This window comes from Streptomyces sp. NPDC059866, from assembly GCF_042731325.1.
GTDB lineage: Bacteria > Actinomycetota > Actinomycetes > Streptomycetales > Streptomycetaceae > Streptomyces > Streptomyces flavusporus.
The window spans coordinates 116,156-136,133 of sequence record NZ_JBHWJT010000007.1; the positions used below are offsets into that span (position 1 = coordinate 116,156).

20 protein-coding genes are annotated in these 19,978 nt (G+C 70.4%); 13 read left to right on the top strand and 7 right to left on the bottom strand.

All coding sequences use genetic code 11. The features are described 5' to 3' along the window. Position 1: 1 nt before the first annotated feature. The 7 genes from ACFV7R_RS12805 (at position 2) to ACFV7R_RS12835 (ending at position 6,119) form a co-directional block, all read left to right on the top strand. On the top strand, positions 2–649 hold the full coding sequence (locus ACFV7R_RS12805; protein ID WP_385263049.1) for an SCO2322 family protein: 648 nt from the start codon (positions 2–4) through the stop codon (positions 647–649). Next, positions 642–1,856: an energy-coupling factor transporter transmembrane component T gene (locus ACFV7R_RS12810; protein ID WP_385263051.1), complete on the top strand. Its 1,215-nt coding sequence runs from the start codon at positions 642–644 to the stop codon at positions 1,854–1,856. The genes ACFV7R_RS12805 and ACFV7R_RS12810 overlap by 8 nt, the downstream gene beginning before the upstream one ends. Beyond that, the gene (locus ACFV7R_RS12815; RefSeq protein WP_385263053.1) at positions 1,853–3,532 is read left to right on the top strand and encodes an ABC transporter ATP-binding protein; all 1,680 of its coding nucleotides are present in this window, start codon (positions 1,853–1,855) and stop codon (positions 3,530–3,532) included. The genes ACFV7R_RS12810 and ACFV7R_RS12815 overlap by 4 nt, the downstream gene beginning before the upstream one ends. A gap of 72 nt (positions 3,533–3,604) precedes the next feature. Further along, entirely contained in the window at positions 3,605–4,444 is an 840-nt protein-coding gene (locus tag ACFV7R_RS12820) for an ECF transporter S component (protein ID WP_385263055.1), read from the top strand. Between the two features lie 337 nt (positions 4,445–4,781). Then, on the top strand, positions 4,782–5,195 hold the full coding sequence (locus ACFV7R_RS12825; protein WP_385263056.1) for a transglycosylase SLT domain-containing protein: 414 nt from the start codon (positions 4,782–4,784) through the stop codon (positions 5,193–5,195). Positions 5,196–5,418: 223 nt separating this feature from the next. Continuing rightward, positions 5,419–5,799, top strand: coding sequence for a type II toxin-antitoxin system RelE/ParE family toxin (locus tag ACFV7R_RS12830; protein WP_385263058.1), 381 nt, complete (start codon positions 5,419–5,421; stop codon positions 5,797–5,799). 92 nt (positions 5,800–5,891) lie between these two features. Beyond that, positions 5,892–6,119: a helix-turn-helix domain-containing protein gene (locus ACFV7R_RS12835; RefSeq protein WP_385263060.1), complete on the top strand. Its 228-nt coding sequence runs from the start codon at positions 5,892–5,894 to the stop codon at positions 6,117–6,119. Between the two features lie 192 nt (positions 6,120–6,311). Here ACFV7R_RS12835 and ACFV7R_RS12840 read toward each other — a convergent pair whose 3' ends face one another. Then, complete coding sequence (locus ACFV7R_RS12840) at positions 6,312–7,547, bottom strand: cytochrome P450 (protein WP_385263061.1); 1,236 nt, start codon at positions 7,545–7,547, stop codon at positions 6,312–6,314. 247 nt (positions 7,548–7,794) lie between these two features. Between ACFV7R_RS12840 and ACFV7R_RS12845 the strand changes: the two genes are divergently transcribed. Then, positions 7,795–8,964: a steroid 3-ketoacyl-CoA thiolase gene (locus ACFV7R_RS12845; RefSeq protein ID WP_385263063.1), complete on the top strand. Its 1,170-nt coding sequence runs from the start codon at positions 7,795–7,797 to the stop codon at positions 8,962–8,964. Here the strand turns inward: ACFV7R_RS12845 and ACFV7R_RS12850 are convergent. Together ACFV7R_RS12850 and ACFV7R_RS12855 are read right to left on the bottom strand one after the other, a co-directional pair. Beyond that, on the bottom strand, positions 8,948–9,229 hold the full coding sequence (locus ACFV7R_RS12850; protein WP_385263064.1) for a DUF397 domain-containing protein: 282 nt from the start codon (positions 9,227–9,229) through the stop codon (positions 8,948–8,950). The two genes, ACFV7R_RS12845 and ACFV7R_RS12850, sit on opposite strands and share 17 nt — an antisense overlap. Further along, positions 9,189–10,037 (bottom strand): helix-turn-helix domain-containing protein, encoded by an 849-nt coding sequence (locus ACFV7R_RS12855; RefSeq protein ID WP_385263065.1) that lies wholly within the window; start codon positions 10,035–10,037, stop codon positions 9,189–9,191. Before ACFV7R_RS12855 ends, ACFV7R_RS12850 begins: the two co-directional genes overlap by 41 nt. Positions 10,038–10,129: 92 nt before the next feature. On the opposite strand from ACFV7R_RS12855, the gene ACFV7R_RS12860 reads away from it, so the two are divergent. Continuing rightward, a complete protein-coding gene (locus tag ACFV7R_RS12860) occupies positions 10,130–10,585 on the top strand; it encodes an ATP-binding protein (RefSeq protein WP_385263067.1) in 456 nt (151 codons plus the stop codon). 74 nt (positions 10,586–10,659) lie between these two features. Further along, entirely contained in the window at positions 10,660–12,798 is a 2,139-nt protein-coding gene (locus ACFV7R_RS12865; protein ID WP_385263068.1) for a P-loop NTPase fold protein, read from the top strand. Positions 12,799–12,836: 38 nt separating this feature from the next. Here ACFV7R_RS12865 and ACFV7R_RS12870 read toward each other — a convergent pair whose 3' ends face one another. Beyond that, a complete protein-coding gene (locus ACFV7R_RS12870; RefSeq protein ID WP_385263070.1) occupies positions 12,837–14,912 on the bottom strand; it encodes a bifunctional glycosyltransferase 87/phosphatase PAP2 family protein in 2,076 nt (691 codons plus the stop codon). A 385-nt stretch (positions 14,913–15,297) separates the two neighbouring features. Between ACFV7R_RS12870 and proP the strand changes: the two genes are divergently transcribed. After that, positions 15,298–16,683 carry a glycine betaine/L-proline transporter ProP gene (gene proP / locus ACFV7R_RS12875; RefSeq protein ID WP_385263071.1) on the top strand — a complete coding sequence of 462 codons (1,386 nt, stop codon included), beginning with the start codon at positions 15,298–15,300 and terminating at the stop codon, positions 16,681–16,683. Positions 16,684–17,014: 331 nt separating this feature from the next. Next, on the top strand, positions 17,015–17,686 hold the full coding sequence (locus ACFV7R_RS12880) for an O-methyltransferase (protein ID WP_385263073.1): 672 nt from the start codon (positions 17,015–17,017) through the stop codon (positions 17,684–17,686). 14 nt (positions 17,687–17,700) lie between these two features. Here ACFV7R_RS12880 and ACFV7R_RS12885 read toward each other — a convergent pair whose 3' ends face one another. Beyond that, a complete protein-coding gene (locus tag ACFV7R_RS12885; protein WP_385263075.1) occupies positions 17,701–18,093 on the bottom strand; it encodes a hypothetical protein in 393 nt (130 codons plus the stop codon). Positions 18,094–18,212: 119 nt separating this feature from the next. On the opposite strand from ACFV7R_RS12885, the gene ACFV7R_RS12890 reads away from it, so the two are divergent. Then, positions 18,213–18,623 (top strand): DUF1992 domain-containing protein, encoded by a 411-nt coding sequence (locus ACFV7R_RS12890; RefSeq protein WP_129800834.1) that lies wholly within the window; start codon positions 18,213–18,215, stop codon positions 18,621–18,623. 25 nt (positions 18,624–18,648) lie between these two features. On the opposite strand, the gene ACFV7R_RS12895 is transcribed toward ACFV7R_RS12890, so the two are convergent. Both ACFV7R_RS12895 and ACFV7R_RS12900 read right to left on the bottom strand, forming a co-directional pair. Then, positions 18,649–19,137, bottom strand: coding sequence for a hypothetical protein (locus tag ACFV7R_RS12895; RefSeq protein ID WP_385263077.1), 489 nt, complete (start codon positions 19,135–19,137; stop codon positions 18,649–18,651). Between the two features lie 3 nt (positions 19,138–19,140). Continuing rightward, positions 19,141–19,830, bottom strand: coding sequence for a hypothetical protein (locus ACFV7R_RS12900; RefSeq protein WP_385263078.1), 690 nt, complete (start codon positions 19,828–19,830; stop codon positions 19,141–19,143). Positions 19,831–19,978: the final 148 nt, after the last annotated feature.

Below are 19,978 nucleotides of genomic sequence, written 5' to 3' on the forward strand. Positions count from 1 at the left end.
CGTGAGGTTCCGCCGTATCGCCGCCCTGCTCCTGGCCGCGCTGTTCCTCCTGCTGAACACCGGCCAGGCGCAGGCCACCGGCTACCGCTACTGGTCCTTCTGGGACCGCGCCGGCGACCGGTGGACGTACGCCACCCAGGGCCCGTCCACCGCCCGCCCCGCCGACGGCGACGTCCAGGGCTTCCGCTTCTCCGTCAGCGAGGACTCCCAGGACTCCGCCCGGCCCCGCAACACGGCCGGCTTCGCGACCATCTGCGCGAAGACGCCCGCGCAGGAGGGCCGGAAGCGGGTGGCTCTCGTCATCGACTTCGGTACGCCCACGGACGCCCCGTCCGGCGAAACCCCACCGCCCGCCCGCACGGCCTGCGCCACCGTCGCCCCCGACGCGACGACGGCCGAGGCCCTGGCCACGGTCGCCGAACCCCTGCGCTACGACACCAACGCCCTGCTGTGCGCGATCGCGGGCTATCCGGAACGGGGGTGCGGGGAGCAGGTGAAGACGGAGGAGAAGCCGACGGCATCAGAGAAGAAGGCCAAGGACACGGACGAGTCGGGAGGCCCGTCGCTCGGCGTATGGGCAGCAATCGCCGCGATAGCAACACTGGGCGCAGCAACGGGGTGGCAGGCACGCCGACGTCGAAATGGCTGACCGCCACCGCAGCTGCGGGCAGTCGTGCCGCTGGGGCGGCACGGGTGGGCGCAGCGGCACCCCGTCAGCGCCGGGCCGCGCAACGCCCCCCGCCCGGCCCCCACGCCGGGCAACGCAACAAGCAACGGTGCACCCAGGAGCCTGGTGGCTCTGGTCCCTCTCCCTCGGCACCGCAGCCACCCGCACCACCAACCCCCTCCTCCTCACCCTCCTCATCACGGTCTCCGCCTACGTCGTGATCACCCGCCGCCCGAACACCCCCTGGTCCCGCTCCTACGGCGCGTTCCTCAAACTGGCCCTGGCCGTCCTCCTCATCCGCCTCCTCTTCGCCGTAGCCCTCGGCTCCCCCATCCCCGGCACGCACACCCTCCTCACCCTTCCCGAAGTCCCCCTCCCCGACTGGGCGCAGGGCATCCGCCTGGGCGGCAGGGTGACCGCCGAGACCCTGGTCTTCGCGCTGTACGACGGCCTGAAGCTGGCCACACTCCTCATCTGTGTCGGCGCGGCGAACGCCCTCGCGAGCCCCTCCCGCCTGCTCAAGTCCCTCCCCGGCGCCCTGTACGAGACCGGCGTCGCGGTGGTCGTCGCCCTGACCTTCGCACCGAACCTCATCGCCGACGCCCAGCGCCTGCGCGCCGCCCGCCGGCTGCGCGGCCGCCCGGACCGAGGCGTACGCGGCCTGCTTCAGGTGGGACTGCCCGTCCTGGAGGGCGCCCTCGAACGCTCCGTCGCTCTCGCCGCCGCGATGGACGCCCGCGGCTACGGCCGTACCGCCCAGGTCCCGGTCGCCGTCCGCCGTACGACGGCCGCGCTCACCCTGACCGGTCTGGTCGGCGTGTGCGCGGGAACGTACGGACTGCTGACGGCGGAGGGCGGCACGTACGGCCTGCCGGTGCTGCTCGCCGGACTCGCCGCCGCGCTGGCCGGGTTGTGGCTCGGCGGCCGTCGTTCCCTGCGCACCCGCTACCGCCCCGACCGGTGGGACCTGCGCGCCGGTCTGGTCGCCGCGTCCGGCGCCGCCGTCGCCGCACTGCTCGCGCTCGCCGCCGCCTCGGACCCGGCGGCGATGCACCCGGGCGTGGTCCCCCTGGTCGCCCCGACACTGCCCCTGTGGCCGGCGGCGGCCGTACTCCTCGGTCTGCTCCCGGCGTTCATCACGCCTCCTCCCGCCGACCCCGCCGGTCCCGCCCCCAAGGAGCCCTCATGATCCGCTTCGAGGACGTCTCCGTGACATACGACGGGGCGGCCGAACCCACCGTCCGGGGCGTCGACTTCGAGGTCCCGGAGGGCGAACTCGTCCTGCTCGTCGGCCCGTCGGGGGTCGGCAAGTCCACCGTTCTCGGCGCGGTGAGCGGGCTCGTCCCGCACTTCACCGGCGGCACCCTGCGGGGCAGGGTCACCGTGGCCGGCCGGGACACGCGTACGCACAAGCCGCGCGAACTCGCCGACGTCGTCGGCGCCGTCGGCCAGGATCCGCTGTCCCACTTCGTGACGGACACCGTCGAGGACGAACTCGCCTACGGCATGGAGTCGTTGGGCCTCGCCTCGGACGTCATGCGCCGCCGCGTCGAGGAGACCCTGGACCTGCTGGGCCTCGCCGACCTGCGGGACCGCCCGATCTCCACCCTCTCCGGCGGCCAGCAGCAGCGTGTCGCGATCGGCTCGGTCCTCACCCCGCATCCGAGTGTGCTGGTCCTGGACGAGCCGACCTCCGCGCTCGACCCGGCCGCCGCCGAAGAGGTCCTCGCCGTGCTCCAGCGGCTCGTTCACGACCTGGGGACGACGGTCCTGATGGCCGAGCACCGCCTGGAACGGGTCGTCCAGTACGCCGACCAGGTCGTCCTGCTGCCCGCCCCGGGCGCCGCCCCGCTGCTGGGCACCCCGGCCGAGGTGATGGCCGTGTCGCCGGTGTACCCGCCGGTCGTCGACCTGGGCCGGCTCGCGGGCTGGTCCCCGCTGCCGCTGACCGTCCGCGACGCCCGCCGCCGGGCGGCCGGCCTGCGCGCACGCCTCGACGGCCGGGAACCCGACGGCACGCCCACCCCGACCCCGCCGTCGAGCGCGACGCGCAGACCCCCCGCCCCCCGCCGGCTGTTCCGCAGGCGCAGCACACCCGACACCCCGCCCACCCCTCACCTCGCCGACGTGCGCTCCCTCGCCGTCCGCCGGGGCCGCGTCCCCGCCCTGCGCCACGTCGACCTCACGGTCTCCCCCGGCGAGACCATCGCCCTGATGGGCCGCAACGGCGCCGGGAAGTCCACCCTCCTCTCCGCCCTGGTCGGCCTCGTCGAACCGGCGGCCGGCACGGTCCGCGTCGGCGGCGCGACCCCGCACCGCACGGCGCCCCCCGATCTCGTACGCCGCGTCGGCCTCGTACCGCAGGAACCGCGGGACCTGCTCTACGCCGACACGGTCGCTGCCGAGTGCACTGCGGCCGACGCCGACGCGGGCGCCGCGCCCGGCACCTGCCGGGCCCTGGTCTCGGACCTCCTCCCCGGCATCACGGACGACACCCACCCCCGCGACCTCTCCGAGGGCCAGCGCCTGACCCTCGCCCTGGCCGTCGTACTGACCGCCCGCCCTCCGCTGCTCCTCCTGGACGAGCCGACCCGTGGCCTGGACTACGCGGCGAAGGCCCGTCTGGTCGCCGTGCTGCGCGAGCTGGCCGCCGACGGGCACGCGATCGTGCTGGCCACGCACGACGTCGAACTGGCCGCCGAGCTCGCCCACCGGGTGGTCCTGCTGGCCGAGGGCGAGGTGATCGCCGACGGCCCGACGGCCGACGTGGTCGTCTCCTCCCCCTCCTTCGCACCACAGGTCACCAAGATCCTGGCGCCGCAGAAATGGCTCACGGTCACCCAGGTCCGCGAGGCACTGACATGACGGCCCCGTCCTCCATCGCCCAGGCCCGAGCGGTCCACCTCGGCTCCCACCCCTGGTCCGCGAGGCACTGACATGACCACACCCTCCGCCCCCCACATCCGCCAGGCCCGGGCCGTCCGTCTCGGCCCCCGCTCCCTCGCCGCCCTCGCCCTGGTCAGCGCGGTGGGCGGGGCCGCCTTCTTCTGGCCCTTCCTCGCCCCGCCCACCTCGCAGATCGCGGCGCACGCGCAGGACGCCCCCTGGCTCTTCGCGGCTCTGTTGGTGCTGCTGGTCGCGGTGGTGGCGGCGACGATCTCCGAGTCGGGGCTCGGCCCGAAGGCCGTGGCCATGCTCGGGGTGCTGGCCGCGACGGGCGCGGCGCTGCGGCCGATCGGTGCGGGGACGGCGGGCATCGAGCCGATGTTCTTCCTGATGGTGCTGAGCGGCCGGGTCCTGGGCCCGGGCTTCGGTTTCGTGCTGGGCGCGGTGACGATGTTCGCGTCCGCGCTGCTCACGGGCGGGGTGGGCCCGTGGATGCCGTTCCAGATGCTGGCGATGGGCTGGTTCACGATGGGCGCGGGCCTGCTGCCGGGGCCGGACCGCCTGCGCGGCCGAGCGGAACTGCTCCTGCTGGCCGCCTACGGCTTTCTCGCCGCCTTCGCCTACGGCACGATCATGAACCTCGCGGGCTGGCCCTTCATGAGTGCCCTCGCCTCGAACGTGGCCTTCGACCCGGACGCGGCGGTCCCCGTCAACCTGGCCCGCTTCCTGGCCTACTGCCTGGCCACCTCGCTCGGCTGGGACCTGGGCCGAGCAGTCGTCACCGTCGTCCTGACCGTGTTCCTCGGTCCGGCGGTCCTCAAGGCACTGCGCCGGGCCACGCGCCGGGCCGCGTTCGAGACGCCGGTCACATTCGACGCACCCGCTGAGTGAACGGCGACGAACCCACCGTCACTCAGCGGGTGAAGCACCCCACATGACCCAGATCACCTACGATCCCCCTTAGTCGGACAAATCGGATGCCATGCCCACGTCATAACCCCCTCCGACCTGCACATTGAGAGCCGCGTCACACAAAAGACCTTCCCCCCAGATGCGACCACAACTAGTAAAAGGGGTCATTGCGGACCCCTTCCCGGCCTGCTTCTCTGGATGGCGTCGCACGGCGCCGACGAGCCCACAGGGCCGCGGCGCCACCGCATGCCCCCGCCGCGCACCGCGTGGTTCCGGCATGCCGCGACCACCCCGTCCCCGACGAAAAAGGTTCAACGTGTCCGTCTCCTTCCTCCGCCGCATCGCCGCCCCCAAGAAGGCCCTCACCGGCGTCGCCGTCGCCGCCGCCACCGCTGGAATGGCTCTGTCCGCCACCCCGGCCCAGGCTGCGACCACTGCTTCTCCCACCCAGGCCAAGGCGATCGCCAAGCAGATGGTCCCTGCCGAACACTTCAACGCGTTCAGCAAGATCGTCGAGCACGAGAGCGGCTGGGACGTCGACGCCACGAACCCGTCCTCCGGCGCCTACGGCCTGGTCCAGGCCCTGCCGGGCTCGAAGATGGCCGCCGCCGGCGCGGACTGGAAGACCAACGCCAAGACCCAGATCAAGTGGGGTCTGGACTACATGAACTCCCGCTACGGCAGCCCGACCGGCGCCTGGAGCTTCTGGCAGGCCAACGGCTGGTACTGATCAGCCCCAGCAGCACCCAAGAACGAGGCGGCGGCCCCCGATCCCCGGGGCCGCCGCCTCCGTCGTGTGCAGCAACGGCTCACCTCAAGGAACTGGCCCGGTCCTCCCAACCCGTATGAGTGAGAGTCCCGGAATCAGGCTTGTGAGTGAGAGTCCCGGAATCAGGCTTGCTCGACTCCCCCATCGGGGTTTAGTGAATGCTAAACTCCCGAAAGGATTGAAGGTGGAAGAGCAGTGGGACGTCTACCTGACCGACGAGGTGGATCAGTGGCTGCACGACCTGGAGAAGGCCGACCCGGCGTCGTACGTGCTGGTGAACCAGGCGATCTGGATCCTCGCCTGCCACGGCCCCGCCGAGGGGCGTCCGCTGGTCGACCGGATCAAGGGCTCGGCCCTGCACAATCTCAAAGAGCTGCGCCCCGGATCTTCCGGCCGGAGCGAGGTGCGCATCCTTTTCATGTTCGATCCGTGGCGCTCCGCGATCCTGCTCGTTGCCGGAGACAAGGCGGGCAACTGGAACGCCTGGTACGACGAGGCGATCCCGTTGGCCGAGCATCGGTACGCCGAGTACATGGCTGATCGGAAGAGGGAGTCGGGGCAGTGAACGGACACGTCAGGTGGTCAGCCAGCGGGCATCGGGAGCGGGCAGAGGAACTGTCCGGCGGCCGAGATGCATTCGTCGAAGGCACTCAGCGCATGCTCGACCAAGCCCGGGCCTGGCGACTGGTCGACATGCGCCAGGAGCGCGGTTTCACCCAGGCTCAGGTGGCGGAACGCATGGGCGTGACCAAGGGCCGGGTCTCCCAGATCGAGTGCGGACAGGTCTCCGGGACGGATGTCGTGGCGCGGTATGTCGAGGCGCTGGGTGGCAGCCTCGTCATGGTGGCGGTCTTCGACGACGGGGAACTGCGCAAGGTCGGCTGAGCGCACCCGCACGGCGCAGCGTCCCGCAGCCCTGAATGCTTCCAGCACCGCTCGGCGCTCACTTCCCCAGCCCCAGGTGGCTCCAGTGTCAGGTGCCCGGGACAGAACTGATTCCGGCCTCAGGTACGGAAGTCGGGGGAGGCAGAGGCGGGGCGTGGAGGGATGGGGATGCTTCTGCCTCCCTCGAGTACATCAGCCGGCGGTGACCCGGAGCTCCTTCACCCCGTTGATCCACGCCGAGCGCAGTCGGCGTGGGTCGCCCGCGAGGCGCAGGTCGGGCATCGCGTCGGCGATCGCGTTGAAGATGAGTTCGATCTCCAGGACGGCCAGCGACTTGCCCAGGCAGTAGTGGGGGCCGCCCCCGCCGAAGCCGAGGTGGGGATTCGGGTCGCGGGTGATGTCGAAGGTGTCGGGGGCGGTGAAGACGTCGGGGTCGTGGTTGGCGGAGGAGTAGAAGATGCCGACCCGGTCGCCCTTGCGGATCAGCTTGCCGCCGAGTTCGGTGTCCTGGGTGGCCGTCCGCTGGAAGGAGACGACGGGTGTCGCCCAGCGCACGATCTCCTCGGCCGCCGTCTGTGGCCGCTCCCTCTTGTACAGCTCCCACTGGTCGGGATGGGTGAGGAAGGCGTGCATGCCGTGCGTGATGGCGTTGCGGGTCGTCTCGTTGCCCGCCACGGCCAGCATCAGCACGAAGAAGCCGAACTCGTCCGAGCCCAGGTTGCCCTCGTCCTCCGCCGCGACCAGCGTGGTGACGATGTCCTTCGCCGGGCACTGCTTGCGGTCGGCGGCCATGTTCATGGCGTACGCGATGAGTTCCGTGGCCGACTCGGCGCCGACCTCCTCGGTGATGGCGTACTCCGGGTCGTCGTACGCGATCATCTTGTTCGACCACTCGAAGATCTTCGACCGGTCGTCCTGCGGGATGCCGATCAGCTCGGCTATCGCCTGCAGCGGCAGTTCGCAGGCCACCTCGGTGACGAAGTCGAAGGGGCCCGAGTGCCCCCGGGCGTTCTCGACGATGGAGTGCGCCCGCGCCCGCAGCCGCTCCTCCAGCGCCCGGATGGCCCGCGGCGTGAACCCGCGCTGCACGATCTGACGGACCCGGGTGTGTTCGGGCGGGTCCATGTTCAGCAGGATCAGCCGCTGGGCGTCGATCGCGTCGCGCTCGATGTGCTCGTTGAAGCGGATGATCGCGGTGTTGAGGTACGAGGAGAAGAGCTCGGGGTGGGTGGAGACGTACTTGACGTCGGCGTGCCGGGTGACGGCCCAGTAGCCCTCGTCCTGGAAGCCGGCCAGCCCCGCGGGCTGAGCGATCCAGCGGACCGGTTCGACGCGGCGCAGTTCGGCGAACTCCGGGAGGGGCACACGGTGGTGCAGCAGATCGGGGTCGGTGAAGTCGAACCCTTCGGGAAGCGCTGGACAGGGCATCGGCGGCTCCAGCCATCTGACGATGCGAGCTGATCTGACGGTGCATCAGAACACGGAATCGCCGTGAAGGTAGTAACGGGTTCTACAACTCGCAAGGGGTACGGCACCCCGAATTGGAGCCCAATCGCGTGCAAGACCCTTGCGGTGATGTACATCACGTCAGCAGACTGCACTCAGAACTAGAACACGTACTAGTTACTGGTTCTGGATCGGTTCTGCCTGGTTCTGGACGAGAGGACCCGCCCCCATGGCCGCCGAACCCGTGATCGTCGAAGCCGTACGCACCCCCATCGGCAAGCGCGGCGGCGCGCTCGCCAACCTCCACCCCGCCTACCTCCTGGGCGAGACCTACCGCGAACTCCTCGGCCGCACCGGTATCCCCGCCGACTGCGTCGAACAGATCGTCGGCGGCACGGTGACTCACGCCGGCGAGCAGTCCATGAACCCCGCGCGCACGGCCTGGCTCACTGTGGGGCTGCCGTACGAGACGGCGGCGACGACGGTCGACTGCCAGTGCGGGTCCTCGCAGCAGGCGTCGCACATGGTGGCCAACATGGTCGCAGCGGGCGTCATCGACGTGGGGATCAGCTGTGGCGTCGAGGCGATGTCACGGGTGCCGCTGGGCTCGGGGTCCAAGCACGGGCCCGGGAAGCCGTTCCCGGACGAGTGGAACGTCGACCTCCCCAACCAGTTCGAGGCGGCGGAGCGCATCGCCCGCCACCGGGGGCTGACCAGGGAGAACGTTGACTCGCTGGGGCTGATCTCTCAGGAACGGGCCGCCGCCGCCTGGGCCGAGGAGCGGTTCAAGAGGGAGACCTTCGCCGTCCAGGTCCCGACGACCGAGGAGGAACAGCACGCCGGGCAGGGGATGTGGCGGCTCGTCGACAAGGACGAGGGGCTGCGCGACACGTCCATGGAGGCGCTGGCGGGCCTCAAGCCCATCATGCCGACGGCCGTCCATACGGCGGGCAACTCGTCGCAGATCAGCGATGGTGCGGCGGCGATCATGTGGGCGTCGAAGCGGATGGCGCGTGCGCTGAAGCTGAAGCCGAGGGCGCGGATCGTGGCACAGGCGCTGGTGGGCGCCGACCCGCACTTCCACCTCGACGGACCGATCGACGCAACGAAGGCCGTGCTGGGCAAGGCCGGAATGTCCCTGAAGGACATCGACGTGGTCGAGATCAACGAGGCCTTCGCATCCGTGGTGTTGAGCTGGGCCCAGGTCTTCGAACAGGACCTGGAGAAGGTCAACGTCAACGGCGGTGCGATCGCCCTCGGGCACCCGGTGGGGGCCACCGGGGCCCGGCTCATCACGACCGCACTTCATGAACTGGAGCGGGCGGACAAGGAGTTCGCGCTGGTGACGATGTGCGCGGGGGGCGGACTGGCCACCGGCACGATCATTCAGCGGCTGTAGTCGCCGTCCAGTCGACGAAGGTGGTGAACGCGGCGGGGTCGAGGGTGAGGATCGGCCCCGCCGGGTTCTTGGAGTCGCGGATGGCGAGGGTGGTGTGGGGGGTTTCGGCGATCTCGATGCAGTCGCCGCCTTGGTCGCCGCTGTGCGAAGACTTACGCCAGGCCAGGGACCCGAGCGGCGCGCACTCGACGCAGCTGCCGCCCTGGTCGCCGCTGTAGCTGGACTTACGCCACTGGATCCCCGCCGGAATCGCGTTGCTCGCCATAGCGTTCCTCCATTACGCGCCGGATCAACTCCGCCGAGTCCTTGAGGGAGAGCGCGGCGGCTTGGAGATGATCGTAACGGAGCGAGCAGTCCTTGACGGTGTCTGGGTTGGCGGTCGGATGCCCGCTGCCGTAGCCCTCGGTGTAGACGATGGTCGGGTCGCTCGGGAAGCGGAAGAGGTCGAACGAGCCTTGCAGGCCCGCGTGCGCCCCGACCGAGAACGGCAGTACCTGGACGTTGATCCGGGGATCGTCCTCGAACGACAACAACTTCGCAAGTTGCTCCCGCATGACCTCCGGGCCACCGATCTCCTGATACAGCACGGCTTCACTGATGATCGCCCAGAACACCGGCGGCTCGCTCTTCTCGAAGATGCGCTGGCGTGCCAGCCGTACCGACGTACGGTCGTCGAGGTCGCTCTGGTCCATCGCACCGAGCACGGCACGCGCGTAGGCCTTGGTCTGCAACAGACCATGCACCAGGTGCGTGTGAAACGTACCGATCTCGACCGCCCGCGCCTCCAACTCCGCCACCTGTTGAAACCAGGCCGGAAGTTGACTACGCATCACCAGCTCAAGCAACCGGGACAGTAACCCACCCGTCCCCAGCGCAATATCCGCCCGCTCGCTGAACTGCAACGTCGGCAGTTTCCGGGCCGTCTCGATCTGGCCGACCAGCGAACCGGTGCAGTAGACGATGCTCCCGAGCTGCTTCTGGGTCAGGCCGGCGGCCTCGCGGTACCGCCGTAGCTCGAAGCCGTAGTAGTCGAGTGGCGAGGCGCCCGGGTCGAGGGTGTTGATGTGGGTCACGCAGCGGCCCCTCTCACGCAACTCGGTCCACTTCGGGATCTGTTGTATCCGTTCCGTAGCCCAGCGTAGTGACGGCAGGTCAGTCTCGTCGTGTGAACGAATACATTCCCCCCGCCTACTTGGCTCCCCGTCCCGTCCAGTACCGCATGAGCCTCACGGTCAGCGAGCACTCGGCGCGCCACATCCGCCGTATCGTCCGCTCGCTCCTGGCGGAGTGGGACATGCCGGAGCTGGCCGACGCCGTGGAGCTCGCCGTGACGGAGCTGGTCGCCAACGTCGTACGCCATGTCCGGAACCGTCGCTGCACGCTGCTGGTTCTGCGGCAGACGGAGGGGGTGAGGGTGGAGGTGACGGACAGCTCACCACAAGTCCCGCTGCTTCCTGGTGAGTTGTCACCGGACGCCGAGTGCGGTCGGGGTCTCGTCCTGCTGGACGCGATGGTCGACAAATGGGGTGTGGATCCCGTGACAGGGGGTGGCAAAGCGGTGTGGTTCGAGTGCTGGTGCGGAAAGACCTCTGAGGCAGGTCAGGATGCGGGCGGTTTGTGAGCAGGGGGCCCGCGGGCACGGGGGGAGCGTCGGTGCTGAGACAAGAGGCACTGTTCACGGAACTGCTGAAGGGTGTGCTGGCCGAGCAAGAACTGCGCGACAGCCTGGCCCGAAGCGGCAGCGTGAACGAGCAGCATCTGGAATCTGCCGCGGAAGCGGAGCGTCGCCGCATTCTGGGACAAGCCCAGGATGCGCAGAAGGCGTATGAGCAGGCTTTCGCCAGAGCTCGCACGGAGGGCCGGATCCTCAGGCTGTTTGTGGCGGTTGGCACGCTGGTGCTGCTGATGCTGCTCACGTCAGCGGTGGGATCCGGCTGGAGTGCCGCACTCAAGGAAGCTCTGACCAATGACCGTTCCGTTTCGGTCAAGTCCGCTGCGGGCGACGCGTTCGGACTCCTCGTGTTCATGATCTTGATCGCAGGCGGGTTGGCCTTCGTGGCCTGGTGTGTCTACTGGCTTCTGTCACGCAATGTGCGGGCAGGCGTACCTGCGGCAAAGGGTCGTCAGCTGCTCGTCAGTGCGGGGCTCGCGTATTGCTCCTTGGCGGTGGTGTGCGCGATCTCGGTGGGTGCCTACCCGGCGGAGGTCGCCTGGCAGCTCCGGCACGATCGACCTTTGGAAGAGGTCGGCGGATACGGCTGGGGCGTCTGGATCGCGCTGGGCACACTGGTGTTGTTCGTGCTTCCGGTGCTGTGGCTGCGCAGACTCGCACGGTCGGACCAGTCCGGGCAGTCCCTTCCCCTCGCCCACCGGATCGCCGTATTCGACCCACGGGAACGAAACCAGGCGGAACAACAGGCCATGACCGAGTGGCGGGAGGCCGTACGGCAGGGCTTGAGAAGCTTCATGCGGGAAAAGATCAGCGAACGCACCGAGCGTGTTTTCTCCACCGAGCTCTCCATCGATGACGCCCCGGGTCTGAAGCAGCTTCGCGCCGGCCATGAACATGTGGAGACGCCGGCCGACAAGCAACTGGCCATGATCAGCGCGGGGATGGAGAACGGAAGCATCGCCCTGTCGGGCCCACGCGGGGCGGGCAAGACGCAACTGCTACGAGTCTTCTGCAAGGTCGACGAGGCGGATACGGCGGGGCAGTTGAGCCTCGTCGAGTCGGTGCCGGTCCTGTTCGACCGTCGGGAGTTCATGCTCCATCTGTTCTACAAAGTGTGCGACCGCGTGATCAAGGAAGGTCTCGGCACGGCACAGGAAGCCGAGCGGCACAAGCGCTCGATCCGCTATCTGCAGACCCACTCGGACGAGGCCGCCCTCAGCGCCGGCTGGCGGAGCTGGAACCTGTCGGCGAGGAAAGCGACATCGCTCGCCCAGCAGCCGCAGATGTACCCGGAGATCCTGGACGGCCTGAAGAGGTTCCTCAGCCGGACCGCGCTGGAACTGGACGAAAAGAACCGGCGGGTGGTGATCGGTATCGACGAACTCGACCGGATCGAGCCGGCTGCCACCGCACGCACCTTTCTCAACGAACTCAAGGCCGTGTTCGACGTGCCGAAGTGCCTGTTCGTGCTGTCGGTCTCCGACGAGGCCCTGCGGGAGGCGGAGTTGGCGCCGGTCGGCCGACGGGATGCCTTCGACAGTGCGATCGACGAGATCATCCGGGTCGAACCCCTCGACCAGCGAACCGCCGAGAAGCTGCTGGGCCGTCGGGTCGTAGGGCTGCCCGTCCCGTTCACCGCTCTCTTCTACTGCCTGTCGGGCGGAATGCCGCGAGACCTCCTGCGGACGGCCCGCGCGGCCATCTCGTACGTGGAGCCGGAACAACGCATCACGCTGGCCGACCTGGCCCGCAAGCTGGTGAACCGTGAACTGGACCGCATTGCCAACACGGCCGGCGGCTCCGAGGAGTCGGCCGAACTCGCGCAGTTCTTCCGCGCGGACCTGGTCGCCGAGCACGGCGGACTCGGCACACTGGGAGGCGTGATCCACCAGCAGGCCGGGGAGACCGGCGACCGTGCCCGCATGGGCGCGACGCTGGCCAACCGCGCCTACCATCTGGACACGGTGCTGAGGATCTTCACCAGAGACCTCACCGAAGACCGTTTCACCAGGGCCTCCGATCCCGGGGTCTCCGGCTCCTTCGCGGCCCTCGCCAGAGCCCAGCGCGAGATCGGCACGGCCGACACGCTTGCCCGGTCCACACTGCAACGCGTCAGAACGGCTTGGTCGTTGCCGACGCTGCCTCCCATGCCTTCCGCCTGAAGTGAGCCATTTCCGCAACGCGGCCGACACGCGGCGCCTCAAGTACGAGGTGGGAGCCCTGATCCGGGGCGGCTGACGACGGCGGAGGGCGCCGGCTCCCGCTCCGCACCGACCGCCCCAGCCGTGACCGTGCGCGCCCGCGGCCCCTGCAGCACATACGCCAGCCCGAACCCCGCGCCGACCACCATCGCCCCGCCCACCGCGTCCAGGACCCAGTGGTTGCCGGTCGCGACGATCGCCGAGAGGGTGAAGAAGGGGTGCAGCAGGCCCAGGGCCTTCATCCACCCCTTCGGCGCGACGATCGCGATCACGACCCCGCACCACAGCGACCATCCGAAGTGCAGTGACGGCATCGCGGCGTACTGGTTGGTGAGCGCTGTCAGCGTGCCGTAGTCCGGCTGGGAGAAGTCCTGGACGCCGTGGACCGTGTCGACGATGCCGAGGTCCGGCATCAGACGGGGCGGGGCGAGCGGGTACGCCCAGAAGCCGACGAGCGCGAGGAGGGTGGTCAGGCCCAGGGTCGAGCGGCCCCAGCGGTAGTCGACCGGGCGGCGCCAGTAGAGGACGCCGAGGACGGTCAGCGGGACGACGAAGTGGAAGGACGTGTAGTAGAAGTCGAAGAACTGCCGCAGCCAGTCGATCTTGACCACCGCGTGGTTGGCCCAGCGCTCGATGTCGAGGTGCAGGATCCGCTCCAGCGAGAGGATCTGCTCGCCGTGGTGCTCGGCACGCTCCCTGCCCCCGGAGATCGTGCCGCCCGTCGCCGCCAGCCGGACCTGGGAGTACGCGGCGTAGGTGACGCGTATGAGGAGCAGTTCCAGCAGGAGGTTCGGGCGGCCGAGCACCCGGCGCAGGAACGGCAGCAGCGGGATGCGCTGCCAGCGGGCCGGGACCGGCGGCGCGTACTGGGTGGGGATCGGGGAGCGGTAGTGCGGCGACGTACGCGACAGGAACGGTACGACCGTGGCGGCGGCGATCGCCGCGAGCAGGACGACGTTGTCGCGCAGCGGGTGGAGGGCGGCCATGTTCGGCAGGATCATCTTCGCCGGGAGCGTCATGACCACGACCACGGCCACCGGCCACACCAGCCGGTCGGAGGCCCGTTTGCCGACCCGGCCGACGACCGCGAGGAGGACCCAGAGGAGCTGGTGCTGCCAGGCGGTGGGAGAGACCACTATCGCCGCGCAGCCCGTGATCGCGACGGCGAGCAGGAGCTGCCCGTCGTGGGCGTGGCGGACGGCGCGGCGCAGGCCGAGGGCGGCGATCCCGGCGCCCAGCACCAGGAAGACGGCGATCTCCAGCGGGCCGGACAGGCCCAGGCGGAGCAGGGCGCCGTGCAGGGACTGGTTGGCGAGATCGTCGGCCCGGCCGCCGAGACCGACGCCGGCCATGTGGTGCACCCAGTAGGTGTACGAGTCCTGCGGCATCGCCGCCCAGGCGAGCGCGGTGCAGGCGGCGAAGGTCGCACCGAGCCAGGCGGCGGCGTTGCGGCGGCCGGTGAACCACAGCAGCGGGGCGAACAGCAGCACGGTCGGCTGGAAGGCGGCGGCGACACCGATCAGGGCGCCGCCGGCCCGCTCGCCGCGTACGGCGAAGCAGCCGAGCAGGACGAGCAGGACGGGGATGATGCTGGTCTGGCCGAGCCAGAAGGCGTTGCGCACCGGCAGCGACAGCATCAGCAGGCAGATCGCGACGGGCGCGGCGAACAGCGAGCTGCGCCGGCTCACCGGCTTCGGCAGGGCGCGCGCGGCGAGCAGGCCGAGCGCGACGACGAGCAGCAGCGTGCCGAAGGTCCAGCCCCAGCCGAGCGCCTGTTCTGCGGAACGGGTGAGGGGTTTGAGGACGAGGCCGCCGAAGGGGGTGCCGGTGAAGCGCGTGGAGTCGTACAGCGAGCCCTCCACATGCAGCACGCCGTCCGGGCCGACCCAGGTCTCCAGGTCCGTCAGCCGCTCTCCCCTGGGCGTGCTGAGGACGACGGCCAGCTGCCGTACGGCGAGGATCGCGGCGACCAGCCACAGTCCCAGCCGCGCCGCGCGCTGCCGTGCCCCGGCCGTGCCGACGGCCGCCGCCCCGAAGGCTCCCCCCGGTCTCCCGGTGTGCTCCGCATTCGCCACGCCTCGCGGCCCTCCCGCCCCGCTCGTCCCACGTGTCCCGCGCATGGGTCCCTTTGCGATCCTCATGAGGCTCGCACCACCCCCGGAGGGAGACGCAGGCAACCCCCGCTTCACCTGACGTCCGCTCTCCTTTTGTCCGGAAGACGATAGTCGGAGGGGGGTCGGGTTGCCTCCACCGGGCGCGAGATGGATCACAGTCGGCGCCGGAATGACGGGTTCCGGGGCGGGCCGACGCTCCTGGACATACGGCGTTTATCTGCCCCATGCAACGAAGCAGCCACGGTACGTAATCAGGACAAGTGCCCCTATGGTCCTTTTTGGCCTGCCGCCGCCGACGCCGGACGGGCCCGCCCCTGTCCCCGTCGAAAGGTAGGCGAGCGAAGTTTTGACGACTGCCACAGTCGCCGCCCCGCATCCGTCCCCGACCACCACTTCCGCCCCGGACGTCACCGTCACCGACCCGGCCCTCGTGAAGCGCGCCGTGAAGGCGGCCGCGCTCGGCAACGCCATGGAGTGGTTCGACTTCGGCGTCTACAGCTACATCGCCGTGACCCTGGGCAAGGTCTTCTTCCCCACAGGCAACGCGACGGCTCAGCTGCTGTCCACGTTCGGCGCCTTCGCCGCGGCCTTCCTGGTCCGTCCGCTGGGCGGCATGGTCTTCGGCCCGCTGGGCGACCGTATCGGCCGCCAGAAGGTCCTCGCCCTCACCATGATCATGATGGCGATCGGCACGTTCGCCATCGGCCTGATCCCGTCGTACGCGGCGATCGGCGTCGGCGCGCCGATCCTGCTGCTGGCCGCCCGCCTCGTGCAGGGCTTCTCCACCGGCGGCGAGTACGCGGGCGCGTCCACCTTCATCGCCGAGTACGCACCCGACCGGCGGCGCGGCTTCCTCGGCAGCTGGCTGGAGTTCGGCACGCTCGCCGGCTACATCGGCGGTGCGGGCCTGGTCACCCTCATGACCGCCCTGCTGTCCTCCGAGGACCTGCTGTCCTGGGGCTGGCGGATCCCGTTCCTGATCGCGGGCCCGATGGGCCTCATCGGCCTGTACCTGCGGATGCGTCTGGAGGAGACCCCGGCCTTCGCGGCGGAGGTCGAGAAGGCGGAGTCGGCCCGGCCGAAGGTGCCGCTGCGCGAGATGATCTCCGGCCAGTGGAGGGCCCTGCTGCTCTGCATGGGCCTGGTGCTGGTCTTCAACGTCACCGACTACATGCTGCTGTCGTACATGCCGAGCTACCTCACGAGCGAGCTCCACTACGACGAGACGCACGGTCTGCTGGTCGTCCTGGGCGTGATGGCGCTGATGATGATCGCCCAGCCCTTCACCGGCGCCCTGACCGACCGCATCGGCCGCCGTCCGGTGATCGCGGCGGGTTGCGCGGGCTTCCTGGCCCTGTCCGTCCCCGCGCTGCTGCTGATCCGCCAGGGCAGCCTCGCCGCCGTCGCTCTGGGCATGGGCGCCCTGGGCCTGCTGCTGGTCTGCTTCACGGCGGCGATGCCCTCCGCCCTGCCCGCCCTGTTCCCGACCCGGGTCCGCTACGGCTCCCTCTCCATCGGCTTCAACATCTCGGTCTCCCTCTTCGGCGGTACGACGCCGCTGGTGGTCACGGCGCTGATCGGCGCGACCGGCGACATGATGATGCCCGCGTACTACATGATGGCGGCGGCTGTGATCGGCGGTGTCGCGGTGTGGTTCATGACGGAATCGGCGGGGCGCCCGCTGCCGGGTTCGCCGCCTGCTCTGGAGCCGGCGGAGGCCGTCAAGCGCTGACGCACGGCTGCGGTGCCCGCGGACGGTACCTGGTTGCGCAGCCCGCGCTACCGGGTACCGCCCGTGTGTACGGGCACGAGCCGCCGCTTTCCAGGCGCCCGGCGTGGGAGCTGGCCGAGGTGGGGCGCGCAGCCCGGCGCCGACGGGGTGCCGCCCGCGCCCACCCGTGCCGCCCTGGGGGTCCCCCCTCTGGGGGAGGCACGACTGCCCGCGGACCGACGGTCGTCGGCGTGCCGCTCTCGCCGTGGAACCTCGCGACGACTACCTTCGTTAGGGCAACTAGTTAGAGGCCCTAACTACGGAACCGCTTCGCACACGAGAGGCAGAGCGCATGAGCGAGTCGCAGACCTGGGACGCCGTGGACGACTACTTCCGTACCCATCTCTCCCCCGACGACGAGCCCCTCCAGGCCGCCCTGCGCGACAGCGAGGCCGCCGAACTGCCGCCCGTCAGCGTCACGGCCCCCCAGGGCAAGCTGCTCCACCTCCTCGCCCAGATCCAGGGCGCCCGGACGATCCTGGAGATCGGCACGCTCGGCGGCTACAGCACCATCTGGCTCGGCCGTGCCCTCCCCGCCGAAGGCCGCCTCATCTCGCTGGAGTACAGCGCCAAGCACGCCGAGGTCGCCACCCGCAACATCGCCCGGGCGGGCCTCGACAAGCTCGTCGAGGTGCGGGTCGGCCCGGCGCTGGAGTCCCTGCCCCAGCTCGCCGACGAGAACCCGCCGCCCTTCGACCTGGTCTTCATCGACGCCGACAAGGCCAACAACGCCCACTACGTGGAGTGGGCCCTCAAGCTCGGCCGGGCCGGCAGTCTGATCATCGTCGACAACGTCGTACGCGGCGGCCGCGTCACCGACGCGGCCAACACCGAGCCGGACGTCCGGGGCACCCGCGCCGCCATCGAGCTGATCGGCTCCCACCCCAGGCTGAGCGGCACGGCGATCCAGACGGTGGGCAGCAAGGGCTACGACGGCTTCGCGCTGGCCCGGGTCCTGGCGTAGGACTCCGGCGCCGCTCAGAGCTCGTGGTAGAAGCCGACGTTGACGCTGCGCGGCGCGGTGCGGTCCTGGATGACGATCTCTCCGTTGCCGCCCCGCGGCAGCGGCACGGTACCGCCGTAGGCGAGGGGCTGGGCGTGTCCGCCGGCCATCAGCCGGACCTCGGAGGACGGGTCCGGCTGCGAGCCGCGTAGCCAGGTCACCTGCCAGTTGCCGTCCGGGCCGCACAGGAACTCCAGATGGACCCGCGAGACGAACAGCCAGTCGTCGGGCGTGGCGAGCCGGCACACGGACTTGTCCCGGCCCACCCGCAGCACGGCGCCCGGCTCGCTGGGCGCGTCGGCCATGAGCATGCCGGCCGTAGCGCCCGCCTCCGCCCCGGAGACGGTGGCCATGGTGAGTTCGAGCACGTGCGCTCCTTTTGTCACGTCCCTGCGCGGGGCTCAACGTCCTTGCCCGGCGGACTGGTTGGCCCACCGCCGCCGAATGATAAATCGCCCGGCGCGACGGCGTCCGGCACAATGGCCTCATGACCGAGCGAAAGCCACCGGGCGTGAGCTTCGAGTCCTGGACCGACAAACAGATCCGCGACGCGGAGGCGCGCGGCGACTTCGCGCATCTGCCGGGCGCGGGCAAGCCACTGCCGAGAGACGTCGAGGCGACGTACGACGAACAGTGGTGGATCAAGCGCAAGTTGGCCCGCGAGGGCGTGTCGGTCCTGCCGCCGACGCTCGCCCTGCGCAAGGAGGCGGAGGACGCCCTTGTGGCCGCCGCGAAGGCACCGTCCGAGCGGGCCGTGCGCAAGATCGTCGAGGACATCAACGTCAAGATCCGCGACATGATGTTCAAGCCGCCGCCCGGCCCCCCGCTGGGTCTGAAGCCGTACGACGTCGAAGATGTCGTACGCCAGTGGCGGGAGCGCCGGACGGCGGCCTCTTAGCAGGTCACGGCGGCCTCTTGGAAGGTCAGGGGCGCAGCAGCCGTTCCGCCAGCTCACGGTAGTCCTGCAGGGCCAGACGGAGTTGCTCGGTGTCGGTGGTCGCGGGCGTGCCCTCGTCCGTCGACTGCCAGGACCTGCGCAGGGTACGGCGCCGCTGGGTCACCGCGTCCGTGAAGCGGGCGGCGATCTCCTCCAGCACGTGGTCCGCCTCTTCGACGGCGGCCCGCGGGCCGTCCACGAACCCGGAGACCGCCTGCTGCATCCGCAGTCCCAGTTTGTCGGTCTCGTCGTGCGGGAGCAGCGGGGCCGTACGGGCCGTGGGGGCGGCCGGGTCCGCGGGTCCCGAGGGACCGGGGCTCGGGACGGTCGCCGCACCGCGCGCGGTGCCGCCGGTGCCGCCGGCCTCGCGGGCCGTCGCGGGGGCCGCCTCGTGGCCGGTGAGGTCCTCGCGGCGCCCGGTGCGGTCGGGCTCGCCTTCCGCGCCGCCGCCCGTGGGTCGTGTCACGTCGGTCATGCCTCAACTCCCCTTCGCGTGCCGTCCGAAGCCCCACAGCAGGTGCTGGCGGCCACCGGCGTGGGCCGGCCGCCCGGTCTTCTGCTCGGCGACGGGGCGCCCGTCGTCCTTGTGGGCCGGGCGTACCAGGTCGTCGAACAGGGCGCGGGCCTCGACCATGGCCTCACGCATCTCCTCGGTGGCGGCGGGCCCGTCCTGCGCGGCGTCCGTCCGCCCTTCCTGGGCGCCGCCGACCTGTGCGCGTGCGATGCGGTGGACGCGCCGGTAGCCCTGCACGTGGTCCGCGTGGTGCACGGACAGCGCCGCGAGCTGTTCCTCGTACTGCCCGCCGTCCGGGAAGCCGCGCGCCCCGGCCAGCTCCGCGAGCAGCCGGTCCGCCTCACTCACCGCGTCCTGCGGCGAGTCGACGAACCGCTCCTGGGCGGCCGTCCAGCGAGCCTCGAACTGCTCGCGCTGCACGGGCTCGAGGGGCTGTTCCCGCAGGTTGCCGTGGCGCTCGAGGCGTTCGGTGAGTTCGCGCTCGGCGGCCTTGGTGTCGCCGTCGTGCCGGGCCACGGCCCGGTCGTACTCGGGCCCGAAGCGTCGCCGCAGGTCCCGGCCGCCGGTCGCACCACGGCCGCGCAGGGCCAGGGCGGCCGCGATGAGGACGACCACCGCCGCAATCACGATCAGAGCAATGATCCAGCCAGACATGAATGCCTTCCGGGTTCTCGACCCGACCGGCCCTTCACCGGGCCGGTCCGCTGACCGGGTTGCCCACCCACCGCCGCCCAAACGGCCCCCGTCCGCGGCCGGAGCCCGAGGTGACGCATATTCGGTTGCGGACCCCGCGCACCGTCTC